At 46.7% G+C, this 23,024-nt stretch carries 19 protein-coding genes and 3 tRNA genes; 7 read left to right on the forward strand and 15 right to left on the reverse strand.

Translation table 11 applies throughout. The features are described from left to right. Positions 1-10: 10 nt before the first annotated feature. From HMPREF1222_RS05980 to HMPREF1222_RS06005, 6 genes are all read right to left on the reverse strand, one after another. Positions 11-763 carry a class I SAM-dependent methyltransferase gene (locus HMPREF1222_RS05980; protein ID WP_016518636.1) on the reverse strand — a complete coding sequence of 251 codons (753 nt, stop codon included), beginning with the start codon at positions 761-763 and terminating at the stop codon, positions 11-13. Positions 764-822: 59 nt separating this feature from the next. Next, positions 823-2,607 carry a tetratricopeptide repeat protein gene (locus tag HMPREF1222_RS05985; RefSeq protein WP_016518637.1) on the reverse strand — a complete coding sequence of 595 codons (1,785 nt, stop codon included), beginning with the start codon at positions 2,605-2,607 and terminating at the stop codon, positions 823-825. Beyond that, a complete protein-coding gene (nusB, locus tag HMPREF1222_RS05990; RefSeq protein ID WP_016518638.1) occupies positions 2,588-3,031 on the reverse strand; it encodes a transcription antitermination factor NusB in 444 nt (147 codons plus the stop codon). Before nusB ends, HMPREF1222_RS05985 begins: the two co-directional genes overlap by 20 nt. Positions 3,032-3,040: 9 nt before the next feature. Next, positions 3,041-4,123 carry an MOSP complex formation periplasmic protein, TDE1658 family gene (locus HMPREF1222_RS05995; RefSeq protein WP_016518639.1) on the reverse strand — a complete coding sequence of 361 codons (1,083 nt, stop codon included), beginning with the start codon at positions 4,121-4,123 and terminating at the stop codon, positions 3,041-3,043. A gap of 73 nt (positions 4,124-4,196) precedes the next feature. After that, the gene (locus tag HMPREF1222_RS06000; protein ID WP_016518640.1) at positions 4,197-5,999 is read right to left on the reverse strand and encodes an alanine--tRNA ligase; all 1,803 of its coding nucleotides are present in this window, start codon (positions 5,997-5,999) and stop codon (positions 4,197-4,199) included. A 212-nt stretch (positions 6,000-6,211) separates the two neighbouring features. Then, a complete protein-coding gene (locus HMPREF1222_RS06005; RefSeq protein ID WP_016518641.1) occupies positions 6,212-7,069 on the reverse strand; it encodes a TatD family hydrolase in 858 nt (285 codons plus the stop codon). Between the two features lie 42 nt (positions 7,070-7,111). Between HMPREF1222_RS06005 and HMPREF1222_RS06010 the strand changes: the two genes are divergently transcribed. Both HMPREF1222_RS06010 and HMPREF1222_RS06015 read left to right on the forward strand, forming a co-directional pair. Then, positions 7,112-7,197: transfer RNA gene (locus HMPREF1222_RS06010), tRNA-Leu, on the forward strand. Positions 7,198-7,324: 127 nt separating this feature from the next. Continuing rightward, positions 7,325-8,236, forward strand: a complete 912-nt coding sequence (locus tag HMPREF1222_RS06015; RefSeq protein WP_016518642.1) for a septal ring lytic transglycosylase RlpA family protein — start codon at positions 7,325-7,327, stop codon at positions 8,234-8,236. Positions 8,237-8,742: 506 nt separating this feature from the next. Here the strand turns inward: HMPREF1222_RS06015 and HMPREF1222_RS06020 are convergent. Continuing rightward, positions 8,743-9,990 carry a hypothetical protein gene (locus HMPREF1222_RS06020; RefSeq protein ID WP_016518643.1) on the reverse strand — a complete coding sequence of 416 codons (1,248 nt, stop codon included), beginning with the start codon at positions 9,988-9,990 and terminating at the stop codon, positions 8,743-8,745. Between the two features lie 18 nt (positions 9,991-10,008). Further along, a complete protein-coding gene (locus tag HMPREF1222_RS06025) occupies positions 10,009-12,150 on the reverse strand; it encodes a hypothetical protein (RefSeq protein ID WP_016518644.1) in 2,142 nt (713 codons plus the stop codon). A gap of 151 nt (positions 12,151-12,301) precedes the next feature. On the opposite strand from HMPREF1222_RS06025, the gene HMPREF1222_RS06030 reads away from it, so the two are divergent. Continuing rightward, positions 12,302-13,069 carry a DUF1295 domain-containing protein gene (locus HMPREF1222_RS06030; protein ID WP_016518645.1) on the forward strand — a complete coding sequence of 256 codons (768 nt, stop codon included), beginning with the start codon at positions 12,302-12,304 and terminating at the stop codon, positions 13,067-13,069. A 25-nt stretch (positions 13,070-13,094) separates the two neighbouring features. Here HMPREF1222_RS06030 and HMPREF1222_RS06035 read toward each other — a convergent pair whose 3' ends face one another. Next, entirely contained in the window at positions 13,095-14,663 is a 1,569-nt protein-coding gene (locus tag HMPREF1222_RS06035) for an NAD-dependent epimerase/dehydratase family protein (protein ID WP_016518646.1), read from the reverse strand. 165 nt (positions 14,664-14,828) lie between these two features. Here HMPREF1222_RS06035 and HMPREF1222_RS06040 point away from each other — a divergent pair, with 165 nt between their 5' ends. From HMPREF1222_RS06040 to HMPREF1222_RS06050, 3 genes are all read left to right on the forward strand, one after another. Beyond that, positions 14,829-15,347: a CPBP family glutamic-type intramembrane protease gene (locus tag HMPREF1222_RS06040; protein WP_016518647.1), complete on the forward strand. Its 519-nt coding sequence runs from the start codon at positions 14,829-14,831 to the stop codon at positions 15,345-15,347. 153 nt (positions 15,348-15,500) lie between these two features. Continuing rightward, the gene (locus HMPREF1222_RS06045) at positions 15,501-16,229 is read left to right on the forward strand and encodes a class I SAM-dependent methyltransferase (RefSeq protein WP_016518648.1); all 729 of its coding nucleotides are present in this window, start codon (positions 15,501-15,503) and stop codon (positions 16,227-16,229) included. 10 nt (positions 16,230-16,239) lie between these two features. Next, on the forward strand, positions 16,240-17,061 hold the full coding sequence (locus HMPREF1222_RS06050) for a glycoside hydrolase family 191 protein (protein WP_016518649.1): 822 nt from the start codon (positions 16,240-16,242) through the stop codon (positions 17,059-17,061). A 6-nt stretch (positions 17,062-17,067) separates the two neighbouring features. Here the strand turns inward: HMPREF1222_RS06050 and HMPREF1222_RS06055 are convergent, their stop codons facing one another. After that, positions 17,068-18,678, reverse strand: a complete 1,611-nt coding sequence (locus HMPREF1222_RS06055) for a UDP-N-acetylmuramoyl-L-alanyl-D-glutamate--2,6-diaminopimelate ligase (protein WP_016518650.1) — start codon at positions 18,676-18,678, stop codon at positions 17,068-17,070. A 180-nt stretch (positions 18,679-18,858) separates the two neighbouring features. Between HMPREF1222_RS06055 and HMPREF1222_RS06060 the strand changes: the two genes are divergently transcribed. Then, entirely contained in the window at positions 18,859-19,278 is a 420-nt protein-coding gene (locus HMPREF1222_RS06060) for a hypothetical protein (protein ID WP_016518651.1), read from the forward strand. A gap of 146 nt (positions 19,279-19,424) precedes the next feature. Here the strand turns inward: HMPREF1222_RS06060 and clpX are convergent, their stop codons facing one another. The 5 genes from clpX to HMPREF1222_RS06085 all read right to left on the reverse strand — a co-directional run bounded on the left by clpX (position 19,425) and on the right by HMPREF1222_RS06085 (position 22,944). Further along, positions 19,425-20,669, reverse strand: coding sequence for an ATP-dependent Clp protease ATP-binding subunit ClpX (gene clpX, locus HMPREF1222_RS06065; protein ID WP_016518652.1), 1,245 nt, complete (start codon positions 20,667-20,669; stop codon positions 19,425-19,427). Next, entirely contained in the window at positions 20,662-21,267 is a 606-nt protein-coding gene (gene clpP / locus HMPREF1222_RS06070) for an ATP-dependent Clp endopeptidase proteolytic subunit ClpP (protein WP_006187805.1), read from the reverse strand. The genes clpX and clpP overlap by 8 nt, the downstream gene beginning before the upstream one ends. Next, positions 21,248-22,639 (reverse strand): trigger factor, encoded by a 1,392-nt coding sequence (gene tig, locus HMPREF1222_RS06075; protein WP_016518653.1) that lies wholly within the window; start codon positions 22,637-22,639, stop codon positions 21,248-21,250. Before tig ends, clpP begins: the two co-directional genes overlap by 20 nt. Positions 22,640-22,754: 115 nt before the next feature. Continuing rightward, positions 22,755-22,826 (reverse strand) — tRNA-Gly (locus HMPREF1222_RS06080). A 38-nt stretch (positions 22,827-22,864) separates the two neighbouring features. Then, positions 22,865-22,944 (reverse strand) — tRNA-Leu (locus HMPREF1222_RS06085). Positions 22,945-23,024: the final 80 nt, after the last annotated feature.

Genomic DNA, 23,024 nt, shown 5'->3' on the forward strand with positions numbered 1-23,024 from the left:
TGAGTCTTTCTTACTTGCGCCCTACCAGTATCATGGTACGGGCGCGCTCATTATAGGGGGAGCGGTCAAAATCGCCGTATATTTCGACGGAATGAAAGCCCGATAACAGCATCAGCTGCCGTAATTCGGTTGCGGCATAGAGGCGCTGCACGAAGGTATGGTCGGCTTTAAGGCCGTCTTTTGAGTAAAGCTGCCAATGCGAGCGCAAACCCTCCCACGCGCCTTCTACCGTAAAATCGGTAAGGACGGTATAGCCTGCCCGCTCGAACCATTCCCCGGCGGTAAAATCGCGTACGGCGACTTCCCGTCCCAGCATTTCGAGGATAAAACAGCCGTCTTTTTTTAGCGACTGTGCAATATTACGGATAATAAGCGCATCTTCTTCTATTGTCTTGCAGTAGCCGAAGCTTGTATACATATTGACCGCAATATCGAAGGATGCCGGGCGTATAAATTCCCGTAAATCCGCTTGTACCCACTCGATTGTTACATTTTCCGCCGAGGCTGCTTCCGCCGCCGCATCTAAGAACGGTTTGATAAGATCGACGCCGGTAACCTGCGCCCCAAGAATAGCAAGTTCAACGGCGATACGGCCTAAACCGCATCCCGCATCAAAAATTTTTAATTCCTGCGGCGGACGGTCGGCTCCGGCCAGTTTGAAAATTCCTTCGGCAACCGCAGGGGCTTCCTTCCAACGGGAGGTGTCAAACATAATAGGCGCATATTGCACCCAAAAAGCTTCATTTTCAAACCAATCGTTCATATCACGCCCCTCGTTTCTCCGTTTTTAGGTTCAGTCTGCCGCTTACGTTACTACTTACACTACCGCGGATTGATAGCCGTACTGTTTTGCCCCGCCTCCATGCCGGTATTTGTGTCGGGATTCATCTCGATTCGTAAGAACGTATCTAAACCGGCATTCCGATTAACGCTGCCGTCGGCAATCAACTTTTGCCTCAGCACATTGGCGCGATGATTTTCGGAATCCAGTTTCAGCGATTGATTCAGCAGCGCGATTGCCTCCGCGATACCGTTACGTTCCGCGTATATCCGTGCCGATTCGTAAAGCATCTTGCTTTTAGTCCGTTTATCGGGCACAAGCTCCGCAGCGCGGGAAAAAAACTTAATTGCCATATCGGGTTCATTGCGGGCATCATAGATATAAGCCTGATCAACCGCTGAGGGAATCCTGTATCGGCTCTCGGCTTCCGCCTCGGCAAAATTTTTTAACGCTGCGGTCGAATATCCCTGTACGGCACGCCGGATACCGTCATAAAACGCGTCTTCATAGTGATTATCCGCTTTGTCGATTCCAAAACAGGCATTAAAATCGCCGGAAGAAGCGAAATACCATCGTGCATACGCCTTTACCAGCGGATTATGAGGATGCGCTTCCAAAATTTTCCACATTTCTCCGTTTCCCCGCGTATAATTTTTCGGCTGAACATAGCGGTACCGGAATTCTTCCAGCTCGAACCGTATATCGTCTTTATCGGCATTCATTGCACTTTCAAGAACCTCTTCGGCGGAAAGGGTAAACGCAGAAGAAACAAACAGGCTTTTTTCCATCTCTAACGAGTAAAAATCCTTGCTTTGCAGATATTCGTCTAAAGGATTCTTTTGACTATGCGCCGCCTCTATAGCGGAGCAGGCGCGGACATACTGTGCAACAGCGGGATAATATCCCGGATTTTGCGAAATACAATCGATAAGAATTTCGGCTTTTTCTTCTTGGGTAGGAGCAGTCATCGCTAAATTATAAAAAACTTCACTTGAAGAGTCCGCATAACGGTCGACATACATTTGCCAAAAACCGCGAGCCTGATCCATATCGCCAAGCCCCGCGCTTGCATCCGCAGCAAGCAAAAGGTGGCGGCGGGCGTATTCAAACGCTTTGGGATTATGTTCGGGGAGCCCTGCCATATCGGCATACGCGAGGGAGTAGACCAAATCGTCCAGCACCGGCTGAAAATTTCCCATATCATAAGCCAAACACGACCAAAAATAGGGGGAACGGAGCGCTTCATCTTTGGCAATGCGGGAACGGAGCGCGGCAGCCTGTGCAATTTCCCCTTGATGAGCAAGCATTGCGGCGGCATTCTCCAAGAAAATATGTTCACCGGTCAGTCTAAATCCCTCCTGCCAAAACGGCACGGGTGTCCGGTATGTTTGCTTTATTTTATCCGCTTGAATAAGCGCTTCCGTCCCGATACCGGCATAAGAAGTACCCAACAGTGCTTCCGCAATGGCTGCAGCGTCTTCTATCCGATCTTCCTGTAACAACGTATGGGTGAGTGCTGCCTTGAGCATCGGGTCATCGGGGTGTTTTTTTAAACCTGTCTGCATGGATTGCAGGGCTTGAACAGGACTATGCAGCTGCAGTTCCCGTTTTGCAATGCTTAAATACTGAACAGGGAACCGAGCTTTTTTACGCAGTGCGCTGAGACTTTTCAGTGCTTTTTGCGTGTTGCCATCTTCAATAGTGCTGTCGATTGAATTCAGTTTTTGTTGAAAAAGCTCATTCTTATCCGCTTTTGAACATGCCGCTATAAGAATGCAGAGCAAAAAGCTTGCTATAAGAAAGAGCTTAGTTTTTGTCCTTTTCATGTAAGCAGTCTAAACACTCTCGTTTGATGCTGTCAAGTACTGCGTTTACAAACTTAAAAGAATCATCGGTACCATAAATACGAGCGATGGTAACCGCTTCGTTAATTACAATTCTTGGATCGGTATCTTGCTGAAAGAGCAGTGAATAGGTACCTAACCGGAGTATAGCCTTATCAACTAATTTAAGCCGGTTAAAATCCCAATTTTCCAAATTTTTAGCGATAAGCCCGTCAATCTCATCGATATGTTCAACAGCTCCTAAAAAAAGAAGCTGCGAAAATAAAAAATCCTCGTCATGCAACTCTTTACCGGTACGCTCAACCCATGGAAAGGGCAATAAATCATCAGGCAAAAGTGATCCTGCATCCCAAGCATAAAGCGCTTGAAATGCGAGAATCCTTCCGCGTCGTCTTCCGATTGCCATTTTTAATTTTTACCATGAAAGCGTTTTTTCAAGTTCCGCGCCGGTTTTAAATACGACAAAATTTTCAGGTTTACGGAGCTCGTTGGTAACCGAAACCAGCGCATCGTTGAGCGCTTCGTTTTGGCGCTGCATAATCACCATCTTTTTTATATACTCATAAAGACTGACATTTCCACCCGGTTCTACGACATCGCTTAATCCGAGTATTTTTGCATCTTTCTTTTCTATAACGACAAAGCATTGATAATTAACGGCTGTTTCAGTTATCGGCGAAACTTCCCCTACTTTCATGTTAAAAATTTTGAGGAGCTCGTCCATCGGAATACCGAGCTGTTCTGCTGCCAAGGAAGTTTTACTGACGAAAATTTCTCCTGCCTGATAAGTAAAATTTTTTTCCTGTGATTTAGTACGGATATCGGCAGTATCTTTAGGGTTTGCCGTCAGTTTCTTTTGAATGTCTTTAATAGTTTTTTCGGCAGCACTCGGCTTGTCTCCTTTCGGAGCTACCACCAAGAAGAGCTGTACCGTGTCGGGCTGTACGAAGGACTGCTTATTCACCTCATAATATGAACGGATTTGTTCGTCGGTCGGGCTTGGGATAGATTGAAGCTCTTTTTGTTTTTTCTGCATCACATACGCTTGCGCGGTCAGCTGTGTCCGTAAAAAGCTTTTAAATTCAGCAAGCGTCATACCGTTTTGCGCTTTCATATATTCGTCAAGCGACATATTGGTTTTTTCTTTAATCAGCTTGGCAAAATCCGCTTCGGATATTTGCTGCCCCAGTTGGCTGGATACGTATTCGTTGAAGTAATTGTTTACCTCCGAATCCATGATCTTTATTCCGTCTTTTTCGGCAGCCTGTACGATTAAACGCTCATTAATAAGGCCGTCCAGTGTCTGCTGCCGCTCTGCAAAGGTCATCTTACGTCCGATTTCCTTTTCCAAGGCGGAAACGCGGGTTTTAAGCTGGCCGAGCGTAATCGGCGCCCTACCAGTGAGTTTTACTTCTGCGATAGGCTGCAGGTTGGTTTGGGCAAATGCCCCTATAGACAAACTTAATGCAATAAGCAATGTAATTACGTTTTTTCTCATCATATCCTCTTCAGACTTTGATATTGTTAAACAAACAGGAAGCCGGTAAGTTACTGACAGGCATGCTCTGTGCCTATTTTATAAGTACCGCACGGATACGTCTGATACCCGCCGATGACGATTGTTCTTTTTGAATTACGAACTTACCCAATACGCCGGTGTGTTCTACGTGTGGACCTCCGCATACCTCTTTGGAAAAATTCCCGATGGAGTATACTTTGACGGTATCTTCGTATTTTTCACCGAAAAGCGCCATCGCGCCGGCTCGTTTTGCTTCTTCAAGCGGCATTATTTCCATGGTAACCGGTAAATCAGCTTGAATCTGCTCGTTGACAATACGTTCAACTTCCGCTTTTTCTTCGGCTGTCATAGGCTGCGGATGCGAAAAGTCGAAGCGAAGCCGCTCCGCCGTAATATTCGACCCTTTTTGTTCAACATGATCGCCGAGTACCATCCGCAGCGCCTTGTGCAAAAGGTGCGTTGCAGTGTGGTATGCGGTTGTTTGTTCGGAGTGATCCGCCAAGCCGCCCTTAAAAATCTGCTCGCTGCCGGCGCGGGAGAGCTCCTGATGCTTTTTAAAGGCTTCCTCAAATTCAGCTCTATCAACGGTTAAGCCCGATTCCCGCGCAAGCTCTTCGGTAAGTTCGATGGGAAAGCCATAGGTATCGTAAAGTTTAAACGCAAGCCGCCCGGGAATAATCTTTTTGGGATTTTTTAACAGGTTCGGCTTCATTTTTTCATATTCGGCTTCACCTTTTTTGAGAGTTTCGAGGAAGCGCTTTTCTTCGGCTTCGAGTTCGGCGGTGATAGTAACTTCTTTATCCTTTAATTCCGGATACGCACCCTTGTATTGTTCAATGACAACCTTTGCAGGGATTGCTAAGAACGTACCTTCGATACCGAGTTTTCTTCCGTGGCGGACAGCCCGTCTGATAATACGGCGGAGCACATACCCTGCACCGACGTTCGACGGTACTACCGCTTTCGGGTCGCCTAAAATAACGGTTGCCGCACGGATGTGGTCACAGATGATGCGGACGGATACGTCTTTCTCTGCATCGCTTCCATATTGATAGCCGGTTATTTTTTCGATTGCGGCGATAAGCGGCGTAAAAATCTCCGTTTCGTAGACGGACTTTTTTCCTTGCAGCATGGCAACCGTGCGTTCAATCCCCATACCGGTATCGACGCAGTGCCGCTCCAGCGTGTGATAGGAGCCGTCCTGTTCCTTGCGGTACTGCATAAATACGTCGTTCCATATTTCGACATACTTACCGCAGCTGCAGCCCGGGCGACATTCATGGCCGCAGGCAGGCTTTCCCGTGTCGATGAACATTTCGGTATCGGGACCGCAAGGGCCGGTTTCTCCCGCCGGGCCCCACCAGTTATCTTCGCGGGGTAAAAAGTGAATTCTTTCTTTCGGAATACCGAGCTTTTCCCAAATCTCCGCCGATTCGGTGTCGCGCGGAACTTTGTCATCGCCTGCAAAAACAGTTACCGAAAGAAGATCGATCGGAATATCGAGGTATTGGGGGCTCGTTAAAAATTCAAAGCTGTACCCAATCGCTTCTTTTTTAAAGTAATCTCCGAGAGACCAGTTTCCCAGCATTTCAAAAAAGGTGAGATGGGAAGCGTCGCCTACCGCATCGATATCTCCGGTGCGGATACACTTTTGATAGTCCGTTAAACGGGTTCCGGCAGGGTGCGGCTCCCCCATCAGATAGGGAACAAGCGGATGCATACCTGCGGTGGTAAATAAGACGGTGGGATCGTTTTCGGGAATTACCGACTTACCGGAAATTTCCGTATGGTTTTTACTCTTAAAAAATGCAATATACTTGGAACGTAGTTCATCTGCTGTAATGTGTTTATTCATATCTTAATATAGTAAAAAAAGCCATCGAACCTGTCAACTGTCCTTTTGAAAATAAACGGTGCATCTACTGGGTCGCTCGTTCAGCGAAGTACGTCCGTGTACTTCGCTGAACACAAGTTTGACCATTGTCAAACTTGATTCTGCTTAATACGAGCGGCATCCATGCCTCCGCTTTATTTTCGGCTAGCTCCTTGTATCTACACCGTCTATTTTCAAAAGCGTTGGCTATGCAGCACGGAGAAAAGCCTACAGCAATTCCGGTACACGGTTGAGCATAAGTGTTCAATCGAGCAGTGCCGGTATTCGCTTGCCGCCCGGTAGGTATACGGAATATTTAACGGGGTGTTTACTTCGCGCCTAACCGGCTGAGGGGCAAGATAGGGGGCATCAGTCTCCAACAACAGCCGATCGTCGGGCACCATGCGTACCAGCTCCGCTATTTCGGATGCTGTTTCCGCATTGTCGGCGTAGGTAATGGTAGCCGGAAATGAAAGGTACCAGCCACGTTCCAAAAAGGCCTCCGCTTCTTTTTTTCCGTATGAGAAACAGTGGATAACCCCTCGATGCCAACCTACTTCGTCGATGCAACGGAGCGTCGGCTCAAAGCCGTCACGGGAATGAATGATAACGGCCAAACCATACCGTTCGGCAAGCGCAAGCTGTTCCAGAAAGAGCCGCTCTTCTCCGGCAAGGTCTCCGGTTCCCGTACCGGCAGCTCCGGCATGGTTCCAATACCGATCGATACCGCATTCCCCGACTGCCGAATAGGACTGCCCGCTTTTTAGGATAGCCTGAATATCGGTTTCGAGCATCCGCATCGCCTCCGCCCGATGTTCGATAGCGGCACGTCCCGGCCACAGTCCCGCAGAAAAATGGATAAAATCGGGTACGTTTCCGGCTGCACCCCATGCATCGGCAACGGCCTTATACCGCGGCATAAAATCTCCGACATCGGTACCGATATCCATTATAAAAGGATATTTTTCTTCCTGCATTGCTTTCAGTATAAGCGGAAAATGCGCCGTCTTTTGTGAAATATGGCGTAAATGACAATGAGAGTCCGTGAACAATCTTGACCACCTCTATGATTTCCAGTATAGTATATCATCTTTGCCGGAGTGGTGGAATTGGTAGACACCAGGGACTTAAAATCCCTTGACTGGAAACGGTCGTACGAGTTCAAGTCTCGTCTCCGGCAGATTGTTCTATTTCCTACCGCCTTTCTAAACACGTCTTCCTTTTTAAACACATCTTCTTCCTTAATTTACGCTTAATTTTTTTTCTTCTTTTCCGATATTGTGTGTATGAAGCTATGGGAGGATCTTATGAAAAAATACCATGTTCTAACGGCTCTGCTTGGGGCGTTGTTCTTATTGCCCCTCGGAGCGGAAGAATTACTCACAGCAGAAACTTACGCATCTTATTACGGAGAGGCTTTTAACGGCCGGCCGACATCAAGCGGCGAAATTTTCGACATGAATGCTTACACGGCAGCTCATAAAACACTACCATTCGGCACTTTTCTTGAAGTAACCAATCTTGAGAACGGAAAGAAGGTGGTGGTACGTGTAAACGACCGCGGCCCCTTCGTTGCAAACCGCGAAATAGATTTATCAAAAGCAGCAGCCGAATCGCTGGGAATGATCAGCCGCGGGGTAACGCGCGTCTCGATTAAAAAGGTAGATTCGCTTGACCATGCCGCGCTCGTAGCAACAAACGACGTTTACAGTAATGAACCGGCAGAAAACGCACAAACAGAAGCGCCGGGCGTTTCCAATACACAGCCGGAAGTAGTACCCACTCAAGAGGAAGAGGCTTCCGATGTACCGGCTAAAACGTCCGACACGGAAGCGGCGCCTGCATCAGAAACAGCACAACTTGATACGCCACAAGCGCAAACAGCATCTGAAGGCAGCCAAGCGGAAAATACCGATACCAAAAAAGACACTGAAAAACCGGCTCCTGCCAAAAAGGCACAAGCTCCGACTCCGGTTTACGCTCAAGGCAGCTCCGGCGTGCTGTGGAGAATTCAGCTGGGTGCTTTTGTACGGGAAGAGAATGCACTGCGGCTTGTTGTGCAACTGAGAAAAGCAGGGTTTGACCCCGCGTACGAACGGACTGAGAAAACGGTACGGGTTGTGCTCCCGGGCATTAAGCCTAATGATCTTGAAAAAGTAAAAGAAGAGCTGGCAGCGCATTCTTTTAGAGATTATGTTATTCGACAAGAAAGCTGGTAAACGCTCCTTTTGAAATAAACGGTGCATCTACTTCGTTGCTGCGCACAAATTAATCCTCAACGTATCAAAGATACGCCTGCGGTTAATTTGTGCTCGCGCCTCGTATCTGCACCGTCTATTTCAAAAGGCGACCTTTGCAAATATACGGCGCATCTGCGCCAAAAGTGTACATCCGTGTACACTTTTGGCTGCGAGTTTCGTGCTGGGCACGAAACATCGCTTCTGTGTAGCACGAGCGGCATCCATGCCGCTACTGAAAACAGTCCTCGACGTACAACAAGTACGCCTGCGGTTAATTTTTTCTCGCGCCTCGTAAATTCAGAACGGACATGGATGTCCGTGGAATTGAACAAAAGCAAGTTTTTCGTGAGAAAAACTTGTCGTTGAACAGTGTACACGGACGTACACTGTTCAACAGGCTATTTCAAAAGGCTTACGGAAAGGGGCTCTTGAAATATGCCGCGCATCTACTCGTCGCATTGTGATATCATAAATTTATACCCATCTTACAACCGTACCGTAAGCCGTATGGAAAGTCCCGTTAAAAGCGGGTCGATAATCAGTGCAGAAAGCATCCCCTTTCCCGTAATCCACTCCGACTGTTTTGCAAGAGCCGGCGGCAGAATCGGAACCGGAATTATTCTTCCGGCGGAAAGCTCAACGTTCGGTGTAACGGCAAAGCCAATAGAAAAGTACAACAACAGCAGAGATGTCCCCGTAAGGGTCGGCAGCGGAGTGCTGCTTTTTTCTTCTTTTCCCTTAAACAGAAATGTTTTTTTCTCTTTTGAATGCAACACATCGCTACCGCTATCATCGACAATTGAATAAAATTGTACGGCGCTATAGAAGCGGAACCTCTCCGCCGTATAGCGGTAACTGCCGCCGAATCCCAGTACGGAGCCGCTGATGCTTATATCGCGATTGTAAAAGCGATAAGGGAACAGAAAATACCCTTGATTTGCCGCAGTAAGCCGAATAGAAAAAGTCCCCGAAAAATAGATATATGATGCGAAAAGAGAGAGCGCCGAATGCGCAGCAATCGGGACATAGATGGTATTTTGAAATGCAAATACTCGTGCGGCGCCTGATGCAATCGATTCTCCGGTCTTATTAGTTAGTACGCCTTGCAGCCTGAACGCCATTATGAGGCCTTCGTACCATTGGCTTAGTTTAAACCGATGGATTGAAGCTATCGCCTCCACAGATGGCTGGGCAATTAAGAAGTTGAGATCATGCAGTCCGATTGCGGCCTGTCCCCAATACCAGTCTCCGTCATAGCGGATACGGTAAGCGGGTAACATGCAAGAAACGCCTGCGCTATAGAACCGATGTACAAGATGCTCCTCCCGCAATTCGGTATTGGGGAGGCGGATGCGCAGCCGGTTCAGCTCCCATTCCGTCAGCCCTGCTCGAAGTCCAACAGCGCATACAGTCTCTTCTGTTCCGGCTTCCACCGCTGCGCTGCCGTGCCGAAACAGCGATTCTGCACTGGCGCCGGAAAAACCTGAAAGCAGCGTAGCGCTCCCTCCGGTTACGGCAACGCAGCCATACCGAAAAGGGAGCGATGCAGCCAACCGATTCCACGAAAAGGCTCCGCTGCCCTGCTGCGTTTTGATAACAATTCCTGCACTATTACTGTATTCAAGCGCAGGATATTCAAGTGCAGGAGCGCCGCCTCCCTCCGCTTGAGGTTCCGCATAAGCGGTACACACAAGCGGAATAATAAGCAGCGCTATGCAAAAAACTTTTTTCATTGTCCCGTTTTGGCGGTGTTATTTGTAGAAGTTTATAATTTTCTTTCCGGCATCATTGTTAAGCGGAATCCCGAAATCTACAAAAATCTCGCTATTGTTATTAAATTTTACCGTTACAAAATCATCCATAAATCTTTTGAGCGTAAGATTCATATACGGGACGCTGCCGTTTGCATCATAAATCTTCGGTTTTGAACCATCCATTTCAAAGAGATTGGACAGTTTGAAGTATTCATAGGTAAAGACCTTGCCCATATCGATTTCAAACGTAGTCAGGTAGACTGGTGCTGGGTGAGACTCTCCCGGCAGTGGTTCAGGGTATACGGGCGGTTTAGCAAGCGGATTGTTTTCTCCAATTAAGATATTCGCTTTGCGTCCTTCTGCTACTGCATCCCGGATTTCTTTTACCATTGCCTGTATAAAGGCTGTATTCTTTATAAGTTCTTCTTTTGCTTTAGCCGGAAGGGTTTCCGAATCGGTCAAGCTCTTGTATGCAGCCAACAGCAAGTCAGCGCCTTTTACGATATCATCCTTTGCATTAACAATTTTTTGCTGACTTCTACCTTTCAGAAAGCCGTTATTAAAGGGGTCCTGCTTTTGGTTATAGCTGCCAAGGTTCTTTAAGATTTCATCTTCTTTTTCCCAGTTCCACTTGAGGATGTTAAGGTCGGTATTGAATGAGTAGGACTGCACAAGCTCAAAAGCTCCTTTGGCAACGGTCATACTGCCGATAAGCCCTAAAAGCTGCTCTTTTTGCAGTTCAACATCAGTATCTTCCGGGAATATACGATCCTCGCCGCTCATACCCAATCGTTTGATGAGCTGCTTGTTGATGGTAACCGACTTAGTTGCATCAAGGCTGTTTAAAACAGTAGACGCATTGGTAAATTCTTTACCGAACAGAATACCATACAGTTCATCGATGAGCTGATCAACATTTGTACTGTCGCTGTGTTCAATAATATACGCAGGAATTTGCAAGAGCGGATTAAGTTCTTTATACCAGTCTGCTGCGGGCTTTAGTTCCGGATATTGCACATGCCAAGTGGAAACTTCTTCATACTGATAGTCATAAGTGATAGAGTTATTCCAATCCTCCAAAAAATATCCTTGCGTACCATCGAACCCCTGCATCTTGTCGACATCACTATGACCAACAAGATACGTTCCTCCGTCATCAAAAGCATCAACGATCAGATATTTCCCGCTATCCGGTGAATCATCGCGAGAATACCAGCGTTTCCGGTCTTTGAGCGGTGTATCGATAATTTTCTTTAACAATGCGTTATAGCCGAGCTCACTCCATTTTCCCGCTAATGGTCCGACCGTTCCCATTTCAAAGCGAGCGAGGTTCCCATTTACCGGAATACTTACCTTGGTAGCGTCTGGCGTATCTGCAATATGCCCTTTTACACGCTTGTAAGCAAAAGAGGAACTCTTCGAAAACGTAGAAACAGAAATGCTAATAGTACCATTCTCTGTCCTAGTCTGTGATCTAGTTTCGTCCTTAAACCAGTCGAGGTTTACCAAGGCATTGAGCTTTTTCGGATAGGTTGCAAAGCCCATTTTGTTCTGCATAAAATCGACGGTCTCCGGTTTTATGCTGATGGTTGCCAGCTGTACCACTGCGTAATACGCCTTGGTGGTGTTGTTTTGTTCGGCGTTATAGGCATCTTTAAACCATGCGAGTGCGGCATCATAATCCGGTTTTTCCCTGCTCAGTTCATCAATACCTGCTTTGATATAGAGCTTCCAGTCAGTACTGGAGGATGGATTTACTTCCTGTGTTGCATCAGGTTTTTCCGTTTCGGTACCGTCGGCATTTTTTACTAACGGAGTTACTTTCGGCTTTGTGCCTTCTTTTACACCGCCGGTCAGTACGATACCATTTTTTATATCGTCCACGGTAACCGTTTTTGTCTGCTCCTTCCCCTGCGCATCAGTCCATGTAATTTTATAGCCCGAATACGTGGTTCCATCAGGAGCTTTTGGAAATACATCGGCCGCGACCATCTGCTGCGCTGCAGGCTTTGTATTGTCCTGATTAGCTGGATTCTGCGGTTTTTGCGGATCATTCAGTCCGCCGCATGCCGTTATAAAGATACTTGCAGCAAAAAATGCGGCAAGCACACCGAGTGAAAACAATCTATGTTTTCTCATCGAAAATCCTCCTTGTAACAGATCCTCATAAGTGTCTGTTATACATAAACTTTCTTCTATATTATCCCCCCCCCCCTAGAAAGTCAAGCGAAAAAATTCATCCTATTACCACCGCTTGATGAAAAGGCTAAAAGAGGCGATACTATTGCGCATGTCGTATTTTATATATTGTACCGTCGAAGTTGTGATGCTCGTTTTAGGTTTGGTGTGTTTTTTTGCCTTGTATTTTATCCCTGCGGGGTACGGCAAGCTGATCGATAAAAAATGGGGATTCAGCTTTAACAATAAGGCGGCGTGGATGCTGATGGAGTGTCCTACCCTTATCGTTATGCTCTCATTACTGTTCACGCTTGACTATGCGCACAAACCGGTGCGGATAGTGCTTGTGTCATTTTTCCTTGCACACTATATTCAGCGCACGCTGATTTTCCCGATGCTGATTAAGGGCCACAGCAAAATGCCGCTTACAATAGTAGCGATGGGTATGGTTTTTAATACGGTTAACGCCTTTCTAATCGGTTTGTGGATTTTTTATTTTTCTCCTGCGGAGATGTATAGCCGGCACTGGCTTACCGATCCTCGTTTTATCCTCGGCGCGGTCTTCTTTTGTGCCGGTATGTTTATCAATATACAATCCGATTCCTATATCCGTTCGCTGAGAGCAAATGGAGACAGTAAGCATTACTATCCGTGTAAGGGGGTGTACCGCTACGTTACCAGCGCGAATTACTTCGGTGAATTGCTGGAATGGTTCGGTTTTGCCGTTCTCACGTGGTCATCCGCCGGTTTCTTGTTTTTATTTTGGACAGCCTGCAATTTAGTACCGCGCTCTCACGCACTGTATAAAAAATATGCACAAGACTTTCCCGACGAAGTTGCCCGCTATAAACCTAAGCGGATTATCCCCTTTTTGTATTAAGGGGGACATCTGAAACCCCTTAGATTTAGTTGCGGCGTTTTTCGTATACAGCTATATCCCGTGCATCCTCCGCGGAATACGATTCCGTTTCATCGGTTGTGTGGTCGTCATACCATAGTTGTGCATAAAACGGAATATGCTGCGCGAGTTTGCCGAAATTCCACGGCGGTGTGCTGCAGCATTCGGGACACCAATGCCCTGTTTTAAGCACTAAGTAGGGACTTGCTGCAAACCGATGACCGTTATGGCACTGCCATTGCAGCGGGCTGTACATATCGCCGCGGGTCATCGTTTTGTTGATGCACTCACCACCTCGGAAGGCTGCCGCCTGCTGCATATCTCCAATATCAAGCTCTGCCGTCCGTTTCGTTTCATCATAGCCGTGATTCAAAAGTACCGCGTTTGCTGCAAGCGATGCTTCGTCTTTCAATGCTTCGTAATCCAAAAATGTACCGGTTTCAGGATTTTGGTTTCTGCACAATAAAGGAAAGTTTTCCCAGCTGCGCGAAATTGCCTGATACGCTTCGAGCGAGCCGAAAAACGCATCTACTCTTTTTTTAAGATTGTGCGTTACCCAAAAGACCGGGGCATTGTTTGTGCGCAACAGCGGCATAATTGCGAATCGCTTAACGAGACGGGGAAACGGCTTACCCAATTTAAAATACCATAATTTTTTTTCTAGCTTGGAAAAAAACTCCTCAAAACCTTCATGCTGAAAATCAAGATATTTATTTAATATGTGAGAATCGGCAAACCACATACAATGAAAATTGCGGCTTGCATTCCATTCAGGCCGGAAAATTTCAACGGCGCTCCGTCCCATCATTTTAAATCCACGGTCAAGTGTTTCAAAGCCGGTAACCCGTGCGGCCTTTCCGTTGCCGATATTGTAGACTTTTTTCCAAAACTCTGCGCCGAGTGTTCCGTTTGTATCTTTTTCAACAAGATTTTTTAACAGCAGCCCCGACGTACGCGCAGTTGCCCACTCTATCGGGGTATTCCAGCACGTATGGAACATAAGTCCGTCATTCATGTTATTGAAGAGTACGTCGTCATATAAAATGCCGCTTTGACGGAGCGAAACCCAGCATAAAGGAGATTCAATCACCGCGCGTTCGGCCTTTACCTTGCTTGCCGCATACATGTCGAATGCGCTCGGCATAAGCGGGTCGCCTACTCTTCCCCACGGATGTTTAAATGTTCTATTGCCGTATTCCGCAACAGTACCGATGTAAACGAATTTGGTCTTTTCGATTTGCCCGCTCTCTACAACAGCATGGAGCAGATTTTGCGTTCCCTGCCAATTAGTGCGGAATGCTTCATCATGATGATGATCGGCTGCGGGGGGAATAATCGCAGCACAGTGAAGCACATAGTCAACATCTTTTACACCGGCGAGGCAATCGCCGTAATTTTGTATATCGCCGAATAGAACTTCAATATTTTCGTTTTTTTGAAGCTTTTTTGCCAATTTTATGTTCGGCTTTTTAGGCCGTAACAGAATCCTGCAGCGGAAATTTCCCGTCTGCGCTATTTGCTTTAACGCTTCGGACCCCATCGTTCCGGACACACCGGTAATAAAAACTTTTTTCATGTATCTCTCCTCAATGTGCAAAATACCGGTATTCCACCGTATAATGCGATGTACCTTACGCGAAAGAATCTCCGTTTGTCAAGCTAACATTTTCAGCTGATATTTTCAAACTTTGTATTTTTTGCCGTGTTGCATTTTAGAGAAAAAACACGGTAAGATAGCGGAATGGAACGGGATTGCTTTCATAAAAAAGATACATTCCTCCTTATCGAATGCACGGCGGTATTTGTTCTGTTGTTACTTCCGCCGCTCTTTTCGGCAGTCCCGTTTACCCTTCCGCCGAAGCCGATAGGTCTTTATGCGCACAGTATCTTTTGCTTGGGCACGATATCCGCAGCCGCCTATGAAGAAGTGTTATACCGGCTCTATACCCCCAGCCGGCTGCACCGCATCTATAGCGATTATATTAAACCGCTACTGCCGGAAAATTCTCATGCCGGCGCTTTTTTTGCTTTTTTCTTCACCGAATTTCCCGCTCTTTTACTCTTCACGCTGGCGCACCGTTACCTTGGACTTCCTTCCATGCTCTTTGCCGCAGGATCCGGCATCGTATTCCGCTATGCTTATCTAAAGCTCACGCGGGTGTTTCATCCGGCATTCAGCATCACCCTTGTTGCTGCAGTACACGGACTGTGGAATATCGGCGTGTATTATTACCTGTGGGGACACAGCGTTGCCGCTTAACTTTCTACAGCAGCGCTGTTCTTGTTGGTTATCGCGTATTGATACAAGTGTAAATAGAGTTATAAACCAGCTTCATTATTGTGATCATAGAGGTCTCCCATAGCACATTACGGTTATATAGTATACTATAATTAAAGCGTTGGTTAATAGAAAATGAACATATACGATTTAATTGCCGAACGGTACAGCGAACTCTTTCCGCTTGAAACTGAAAAACTCGATTTTATCCGGTACCTTTGTCCCTTGCCGGGCAGACTCTGCGATGCAGGCTGTGCAACCGGCGATCTTGCAATTGGATTACGGCAACAGGGGTATAGCGTATGCGGACTTGATTTGAATGCAAAGATGATCGGAATTGCCGAACAAAAAGCTTCCCATACATTCGGCATCCGCACCTCCGGAGAACTCACATTCCATCAAGCAGACATCGCCGATATTCTGCAATTCGGTACCTGTAACGGTGTACTGTGTTTCGGCAATACACTCCCGCATCTACCTGATCAAACGGCACTCCGCCATTTTTTCAGCGCTGTGTATCAGTCTTTACAAGAGCACGGTGTTTTTATTGTTGAAGTCCTCAATTACGACCGCATCCTTGCTGAGAAAAAAATGGACTTTAAAGATAAAGAAACGGACGCCTTCATTTTTAAGCGGCGCTATGATTTTTTACCGGACGGGAATATCAAGTTTACCATAGAGTTTATCGACAAGCAGCACAATACCGTAGGTTCGGACTTTACCGTATTACATCCATTACAGCGCAAAACACTGTTAGCTTTGTTTGAACAAGCAGGCTTCCAATCCGTTGCCTCTTATTCGGATTACAGCTTTACCGAAAGCCATACAGCGGATTACGCCGTAGTGTATACAGCAAAGAAATAAGGAGCGATTCATGCGAAACGTAAAAGACCTTTACATGGCACTCATTTTTTTTATAATTATTGTGATAAACGGTATATCCGCAGAAAAGAAGCAAGACTACAAAGTGCTGATAGGCATGGATCATAAAAAAGTGATGCAGCTTAAAGAAATTAAAACACTGGTAATCGATGCGGAGTTTTTCTCTGAGGAGGAAATAGCGCACCTCCATGCAAACGGAAACACAAATATACTTTCTTATTTAAATATCGGCTCTATCGAAACATTCCGCGATGATTATAAAGAATTTGAAGAGATCACTTTAGGAGACTATGAAAATTGGGATGAAGAAAAATGGGTAAACGTCGCGGATAAACGGTGGCAAAAAAGAATAAAAAACAAAGCGCAGCTTTTATTGCAAAAAGGCATAGACGGTTTTTTCCTTGATAATGCCGATGTTTATTATCAGTATCAAACGCCTGCAATATATCAAGGACTTATGTCTATTTTACGGGAAATACATCAAGAGCATAAACCTATCATCATAAACGGCGGAGACACGTTTATCACGGAAGCGATTAAGCAAAACGCTATCAGCGGGATAGTAACCGGAGTCAATCAGGAAAGCGTATTTACCGAAATACATTTTAAGACTAACACGTTTGGAGCAAAACCGGCAGAAGACAGAGCATATTTTATGGAATATCTGGCTCAATGTAAAACGTATGGACTCACCGTCTATTTACTCGAATACGGAGCAAATAAAAAACTGGAAAAAGAAATAAAAGCATATTGCGAACGTAACGGATTTATCTACGACATTTCCCATTCATTGCAGCTCGACAAAGCTTTTTGACAGATATCATTTTTGATACATCTTACCAAGTGGCTTCATTTCCCGTAGAGCGTTTTGCGCTTCGGTGTACTCATTGTACGGCACGGCGCCGTCCTTTCCGATAATCGAATTTTCGTGTCCTTTTCCCAGCAACAATACCGCGTCATTTGCCTGCGCAAGGGAGAATGCCTTGCGGATCGCCGTAGGCCTGTCCGGAATAATAAACAGTTCCTCCCCGCGTTTTTTATCGGGGCATCCTGCGGCGATCATCTCCAAAAGTTCAACGGGGTCTTCGCCGCGGGGGTCTTCGTCGGTGAGGATGATAATATCGCAGTATTCTGCAGCAATTCTCCCCTGCTCCGGCCGCTTGACGGTATCGCGTTCTCCGCCCGAACCAAACACCGCAATCACGCGGCCGCCTTTTGCCTTAATACGCTCACGGACAGGCGGCATAATCAGCTGAAACGACGACGGCGTATGTGCATAGTCGATAATTACTTCAAAATCCTGCCCCGCCTCGACGCGGCACATTCTGCCCTTTACCGGCACAAGCCGCTTCAATAGCGGCACAAGCTCATCGAGCGGCAGTCCCGTGAGATTATGGACGGCGATAAGAGCGGCGAGGATATTGTACACATTAAAAAAACCGGCTACCGGAACGGCGGCTTCAAACGATTTCTGCATACCGTCAAGTGCCGCACGGATTGTAAAGGTTAAACCGTTTTCCCCTTCCTGCACGCCATCGGCATATAAGCCGCCTGCAAAGTTCGGGAATGGGGCAGCCGCATCGACGGCGCTCTTCCGTAACGAAAAGCCGAACACCGGCTGCTTTGTCGCCTGTGCAAAATAGTCGGCGGAGGGATCTTCAAGATTAACTATGCCGAACGGCGCAACCGTACCGTTTTTTTTCTTATGAGCATGAGTGTCCAATGCGCGGAATAAGTTCGCTTTATCGTAGCGGTACTGTTCAAAAGTGCCGTGAAATTCCAAATGTTCCTGCGTAACATTCATAAATATTCCCGCATCGAACCGGACATGCAGCAAGCGCGCCGTTCGGGGAGAAAGCCCGTGAGAAGAAGCTTCCACCACGGCGTATTCGCAGCCATTATCCCGCATACGGGCAAGCCGCTCCTGCACCGTAATCGATTCGGGCGTTGTCTGATGTGCAGGATTGGCAACCGGTTCATCCCCAAGCGAAAAAGACACGGTCGAAGAAAACCCCGCTTTTTTTCCGGCAAGCCGCAGCAGCTGCCAGATAAAGTCGACGGTGCTGGTTTTCCCTTCCGTACCGGTTACGCCGATTGTTATCAGATCTTGAGAAGGTTCGTCAAAAAAAGCGGCTGCGGCTGCGGCCATCGCAGCTCGGACGTCCGGTACTTGCACGTAGCAAGTATGAGCCTGATATGCCGGGAGAGGCTTTTCATGGATAACCGTAACGGCGCCCTTCGCAACAGCCGCATCGATAAACTTTGAACCGTCGGTATGTACACCGGGCAAGGCAAAAAAAGCGGCTCCCTCTCGCACTTCACGGGAATCATACGAAAGCGAATGCACCGTAACATCGGCGCCGCGAACCGCTATCGGCTCTATCGATACAAGACATTGAAGAATTGATTTTGCATAGTGTTGCACGTACATATCGGCAAGTATAAACGTCGAGGCATATTCAGACAAGAGGTTTTCTTTCGATGCATTTAAGTTGTATTTAAGTGAACCAATAATGTAAAAATCTGCCGATATCCGCCGATATTAACAGAAGATATTTGGGGATGTTTCAAAAGTCGGTTGCTTTTTTAACAGCCTCATTTGGAGGTTTTTATGAGACGAAGTATGGGTATCACCATATTGCAAATTGCACTTGTTTTTTTCTTATTGGTCAGCGGCGTAACGGGGCTGATGCAATCCAGTGCCGGTAATTTAAATCCGGTCGTTACATTTCTCACCCAATTGATAAAAAGTTCAACCGTAAGCACTATAATCATCATTACGATTGCAGTCTGCGAGCTCATCGCCGGTTTTTTCTTGCTGATGGGTTTGTTTACATTCTCTCCGCAGATTCTCAATGTGATTCTGATTATTTTTACCGTCTTGTGGATTATCAACATTGTTTTGGTTGACTTTATCGGAACATTTAACAGCGGCATACACGGTGTACACGGTTTATTAACCTATCTGCAGCAGCTTTCCGCCCACCTGATGGTGCTGGGCGCCCTCATCTGCGTACAATACCGTAACTAATCAAACGGCAAAATAATGAAAAAGCCTCTAAAAACTCCGGTTCTTAGAGGCTTTCCGTGCATCTTTCACCGCATACCCCAGCTCTGTTTCTATCCAACGGACAAGTCGAATAACGGATAAACCGAACAAAACGAGGGGCAAAAAATTTATGCGGTTTTTTCCGAAATCAGTTTTAACGTCGGCTTTTCGGTTTCTTCAATCACTTTTTTGGTGATATGCAGCTCTTTTTGCCCCTTCATCGACGGAGCTTCAAACATCGCATCAAGCATCAGCCTTTCTACAATGGAACGAAGACCGCGTGCACCGGTATTTTGATCCAGCGCTTGCTGAGAAATAGCGTCAAGGGCAGCGTCATCAAAAGTGAGCTTAACATTATCAAGCTTAAACGATTCTTGGAACTGCTTGATAATGGCATTCTTGGGTTCGACAAGAATACGGCGCAGATCTGCAAGTTTTAAATCGCTAAGCGGAACGCTAATCGGTAAACGCCCGATTAACTCGGGAATAATGCCGAACTTTACCAGATCGTCGGGGATAAGTTTATCGTACAGTTCCTGCAAATTCTTTTCTTTTGCAGACCGTACATCCGCACCGAATCCCATCGGATTCTCCGCAACACGCGTTTGAATAATCGTGTCAAGTCCGACAAAGGCACCGCCGCAGATAAACAGAATATTGGACGTATCGATTTTAAGCATATCCTGATTAGGATGCTTGCGTCCGCCTTGCGGAGGCACCGAAGCGACGGTTCCTTCAACGATTTTCAACAGTGCCTGCTGAACCCCTTCGCCGGAAACATCACGGGTAATCGACACGTTTTCGCTTTTCCGTGCAATCTTATCGATTTCATCAATAAAAATAATACCGCGTTCCGCACGGGCAATATCACCGTCGGCGTTTTGGATAAGTTTTAAAAGGATATTTTCGACATCCTCACCGACATACCCTGCTTCGGTTAAGGTTGTTGCATCTGCAATGGCAAACGGAACCTTCATCTTTTGTGCAAGCGTCCGCGCCAGCAACGTTTTTCCCGACCCTGTCGGCCCTATCAATAAAACATTTGATTTTTCAATAACAACGGCATTCCGGTCGGCCGGCGGATGCATAATCCGCTTGTAGTGGTTATAAACGGCAACCGACAACACCCGTTTGGCCTTCTCTTGCCCGATAACATATTCGTCAAGATAGGCTTTTAATTCCATCGGAGTAGGAATATCCCCTGAAAGCTGCAAGGGCATAGCCATTTTATAAGCGGTCAAGTACTCCTTGCAAAGTTGGATACAGTGATCGCAGATGGCAACTCCCGATCCGGGGACAATTTTGCGGCCTGCATCTTCCCGCTTACCGCAAAAAGAACAAACCAAAGAAGGATCGCTTCTTAATTTAGGCATTTTTTCTCCTATCCATAACCATATCGACGATGCCGTATTCGCAAGCCTCCTGCGCAGACATAAAGAAATCCCGCTCCATGTCTTCGGCGACCGCGCTTTCCGTTTTACCGGTGTGGTGGGCACAGTATTGGATAATCAGTTTTTTTAAACGGAGTATCTCCCGTGCCTGTATTGTAATATCGCTCGCTTGCCCCTGCGCGCCGCCCCACGGCTGATGAATCATCACGCGGGATGAAGGCAGTGCAAAGCGTTTTCCTTTGCTTCCCCCTGCCAAAAGGACGGCAGCCATACTCGCAGCCTGCCCCAGACAGATGGTTTGCACATTAGGATGAATATGCTGCATTGTATCGTAAACGGCAAGCCCTGCCGTTACCGAACCGCCGGGGCTGTTAATATACAGACTGATATCTTTATCGGGATTCTGAGATTCCAAAAACAGCAGCTGCGCAACAACCAGATCGGCGGTTGCGTCCGTTATTTCGCCGTCAACAAAGATAATACGGTCTTTTAGCAGGCGTGAAAAAATATCGTAGCTGCGCTCCCCGTTTCCCGTCTGTTCAATAACATAGGGAACAAGGCTATGCATCTGTTCCGACATCGGCGACTCCCTCTCCAAGCAATTGTTCTACCGTCAGCTTTTCTCCCGATTTTACCGTCGATTTTTCAAAAAGCTGCGCATAGAGTTTTTTCTCTTTAATATCGTCGATCAAATATTCTTTGTCGCGGGGATTCCCGTCATAATGTTTTTTAACATCTTCCGCCGATGCCCCGGTACGTTCGGCTATCGAAGCATATTCCGCTTCAACATCTTCCGGAGAAGCGGTTATACCCCGGTCTTCCAGCAATTTTTCGACAATGATGCGGGTTTTAAGCCGTAACTCCGCCTCAGTCCGCCATTCGGTCATCGCAGAAGCTTTAGATAACTTACCGTTGATATCAATCGTTAATTTTTCCAAGCTTTCCGGCGACATTCCCAACCGCTGCGCCAACATAGCCCACCGGCCTTCGAGTTCCGCCTTAACCATGGATTCGGGCAATTCGATAGGATTTGCTTCCGCCATCTGTTTAAGCAGCTCGTCGGTCTTTTTCCGCTCCAGCACATCTGCTACCTGACGGGTAAGATTTTTCGATATGTCGGCTTTTAAATCCGCAAGCGTTTTATATTTTTCGCTTACATCCTGTGCCAAATCATCGTCGATAGCGGGAAGCTCTTTGCGCTTCAAAGCCGTTACGGTAACCCTTAACTTAATTGTCTTTCCGGCAAGCTGTTTGTCGATATGTTCGGCAGGATATGTCTTGACAATAACCTTCTCTTCGCCCTTCTTCATACCGATGAGCTCATCGTCCACACCGTAGTGGAACTGCCCCTTGCCGACGGTAAACACAAAATCATTCCGTTTAGAAGTTTCGATTTCCGCATCGGAATCATCAAGCTGTACATAGTTAATCGTTACGATATTATCATTCTGTACGGTGTCGGTATCGGCGCAATCGATTACAAGCGCATTCCGCTCCTGTATCAATGCCAATTCCTTTTCGATATCGCCGTCGATAACGGACACTTCGGGCACCGATACCGTAAAGCCCTCCACCTTGGACAGTTCCACTTTGGGCAGTACGTCGTACATAACCGCAAACGCCATGTCGGCATCCAGCTTGAAATCGGGTGTACCGTCAAGTTCAGGCTGCGAATACGGCAGCGGACGCGAATATTTATCCGCAGATTCAAATACTTCTTCCAATACGTTTTGAATTACTTCGTCATACGTTTCGGCACGTAGCGTATCGCCGAATTTCTGTTCAAGGATTTTTACCGGCACTTTGCCTTTACGAAAGCCCGGTATTTGAAGCTGTTTCGCATATTTTTTCGTTAAAAGCGCATATCGGTTTTGCACCTCATCCTGCTTAACGGTAATCGAAAGTTTCATCCGAGACTTTTCGATGGGGGTAAATTCTTTCGTAAAATTCATTGGCTTATCCTTATGATCCTAAAAAAGTTCCTTGCAAGAGAACGTTATTTCTCTTTCACCGGCAACATCCGGTTAAAAAAAAAGCGATTCGGTTGTACCGAATCGCTTCTGTAAGAGCGGGAAACGGGGATTGAACCCGCGACATCCACCTTGGCAAGGTGGCGCTCTACCACTGAGCTATTCCCGCAAAAATTGTATCGCTCGGTATATACTGTTGTGGAATCCTGCGAGAGGAGGGACTTGAACCCTCATGCCGAGGCACCAGATCCTAAGTCTGGCGTGTCTGCCAATTCCACCACTCTCGCTCACAAAGTGAGTCGAAACAATATACCGATGATTTTTAGGAATGTCAAGTCCTAGCCTTTAGGATACTTAACTCCTATTC

The sequence above is a fragment of the Treponema vincentii F0403 genome (assembly GCF_000412995.1).
Taxonomy (GTDB): Bacteria; Spirochaetota; Spirochaetia; order Treponematales; family Treponemataceae; genus Treponema; species Treponema vincentii.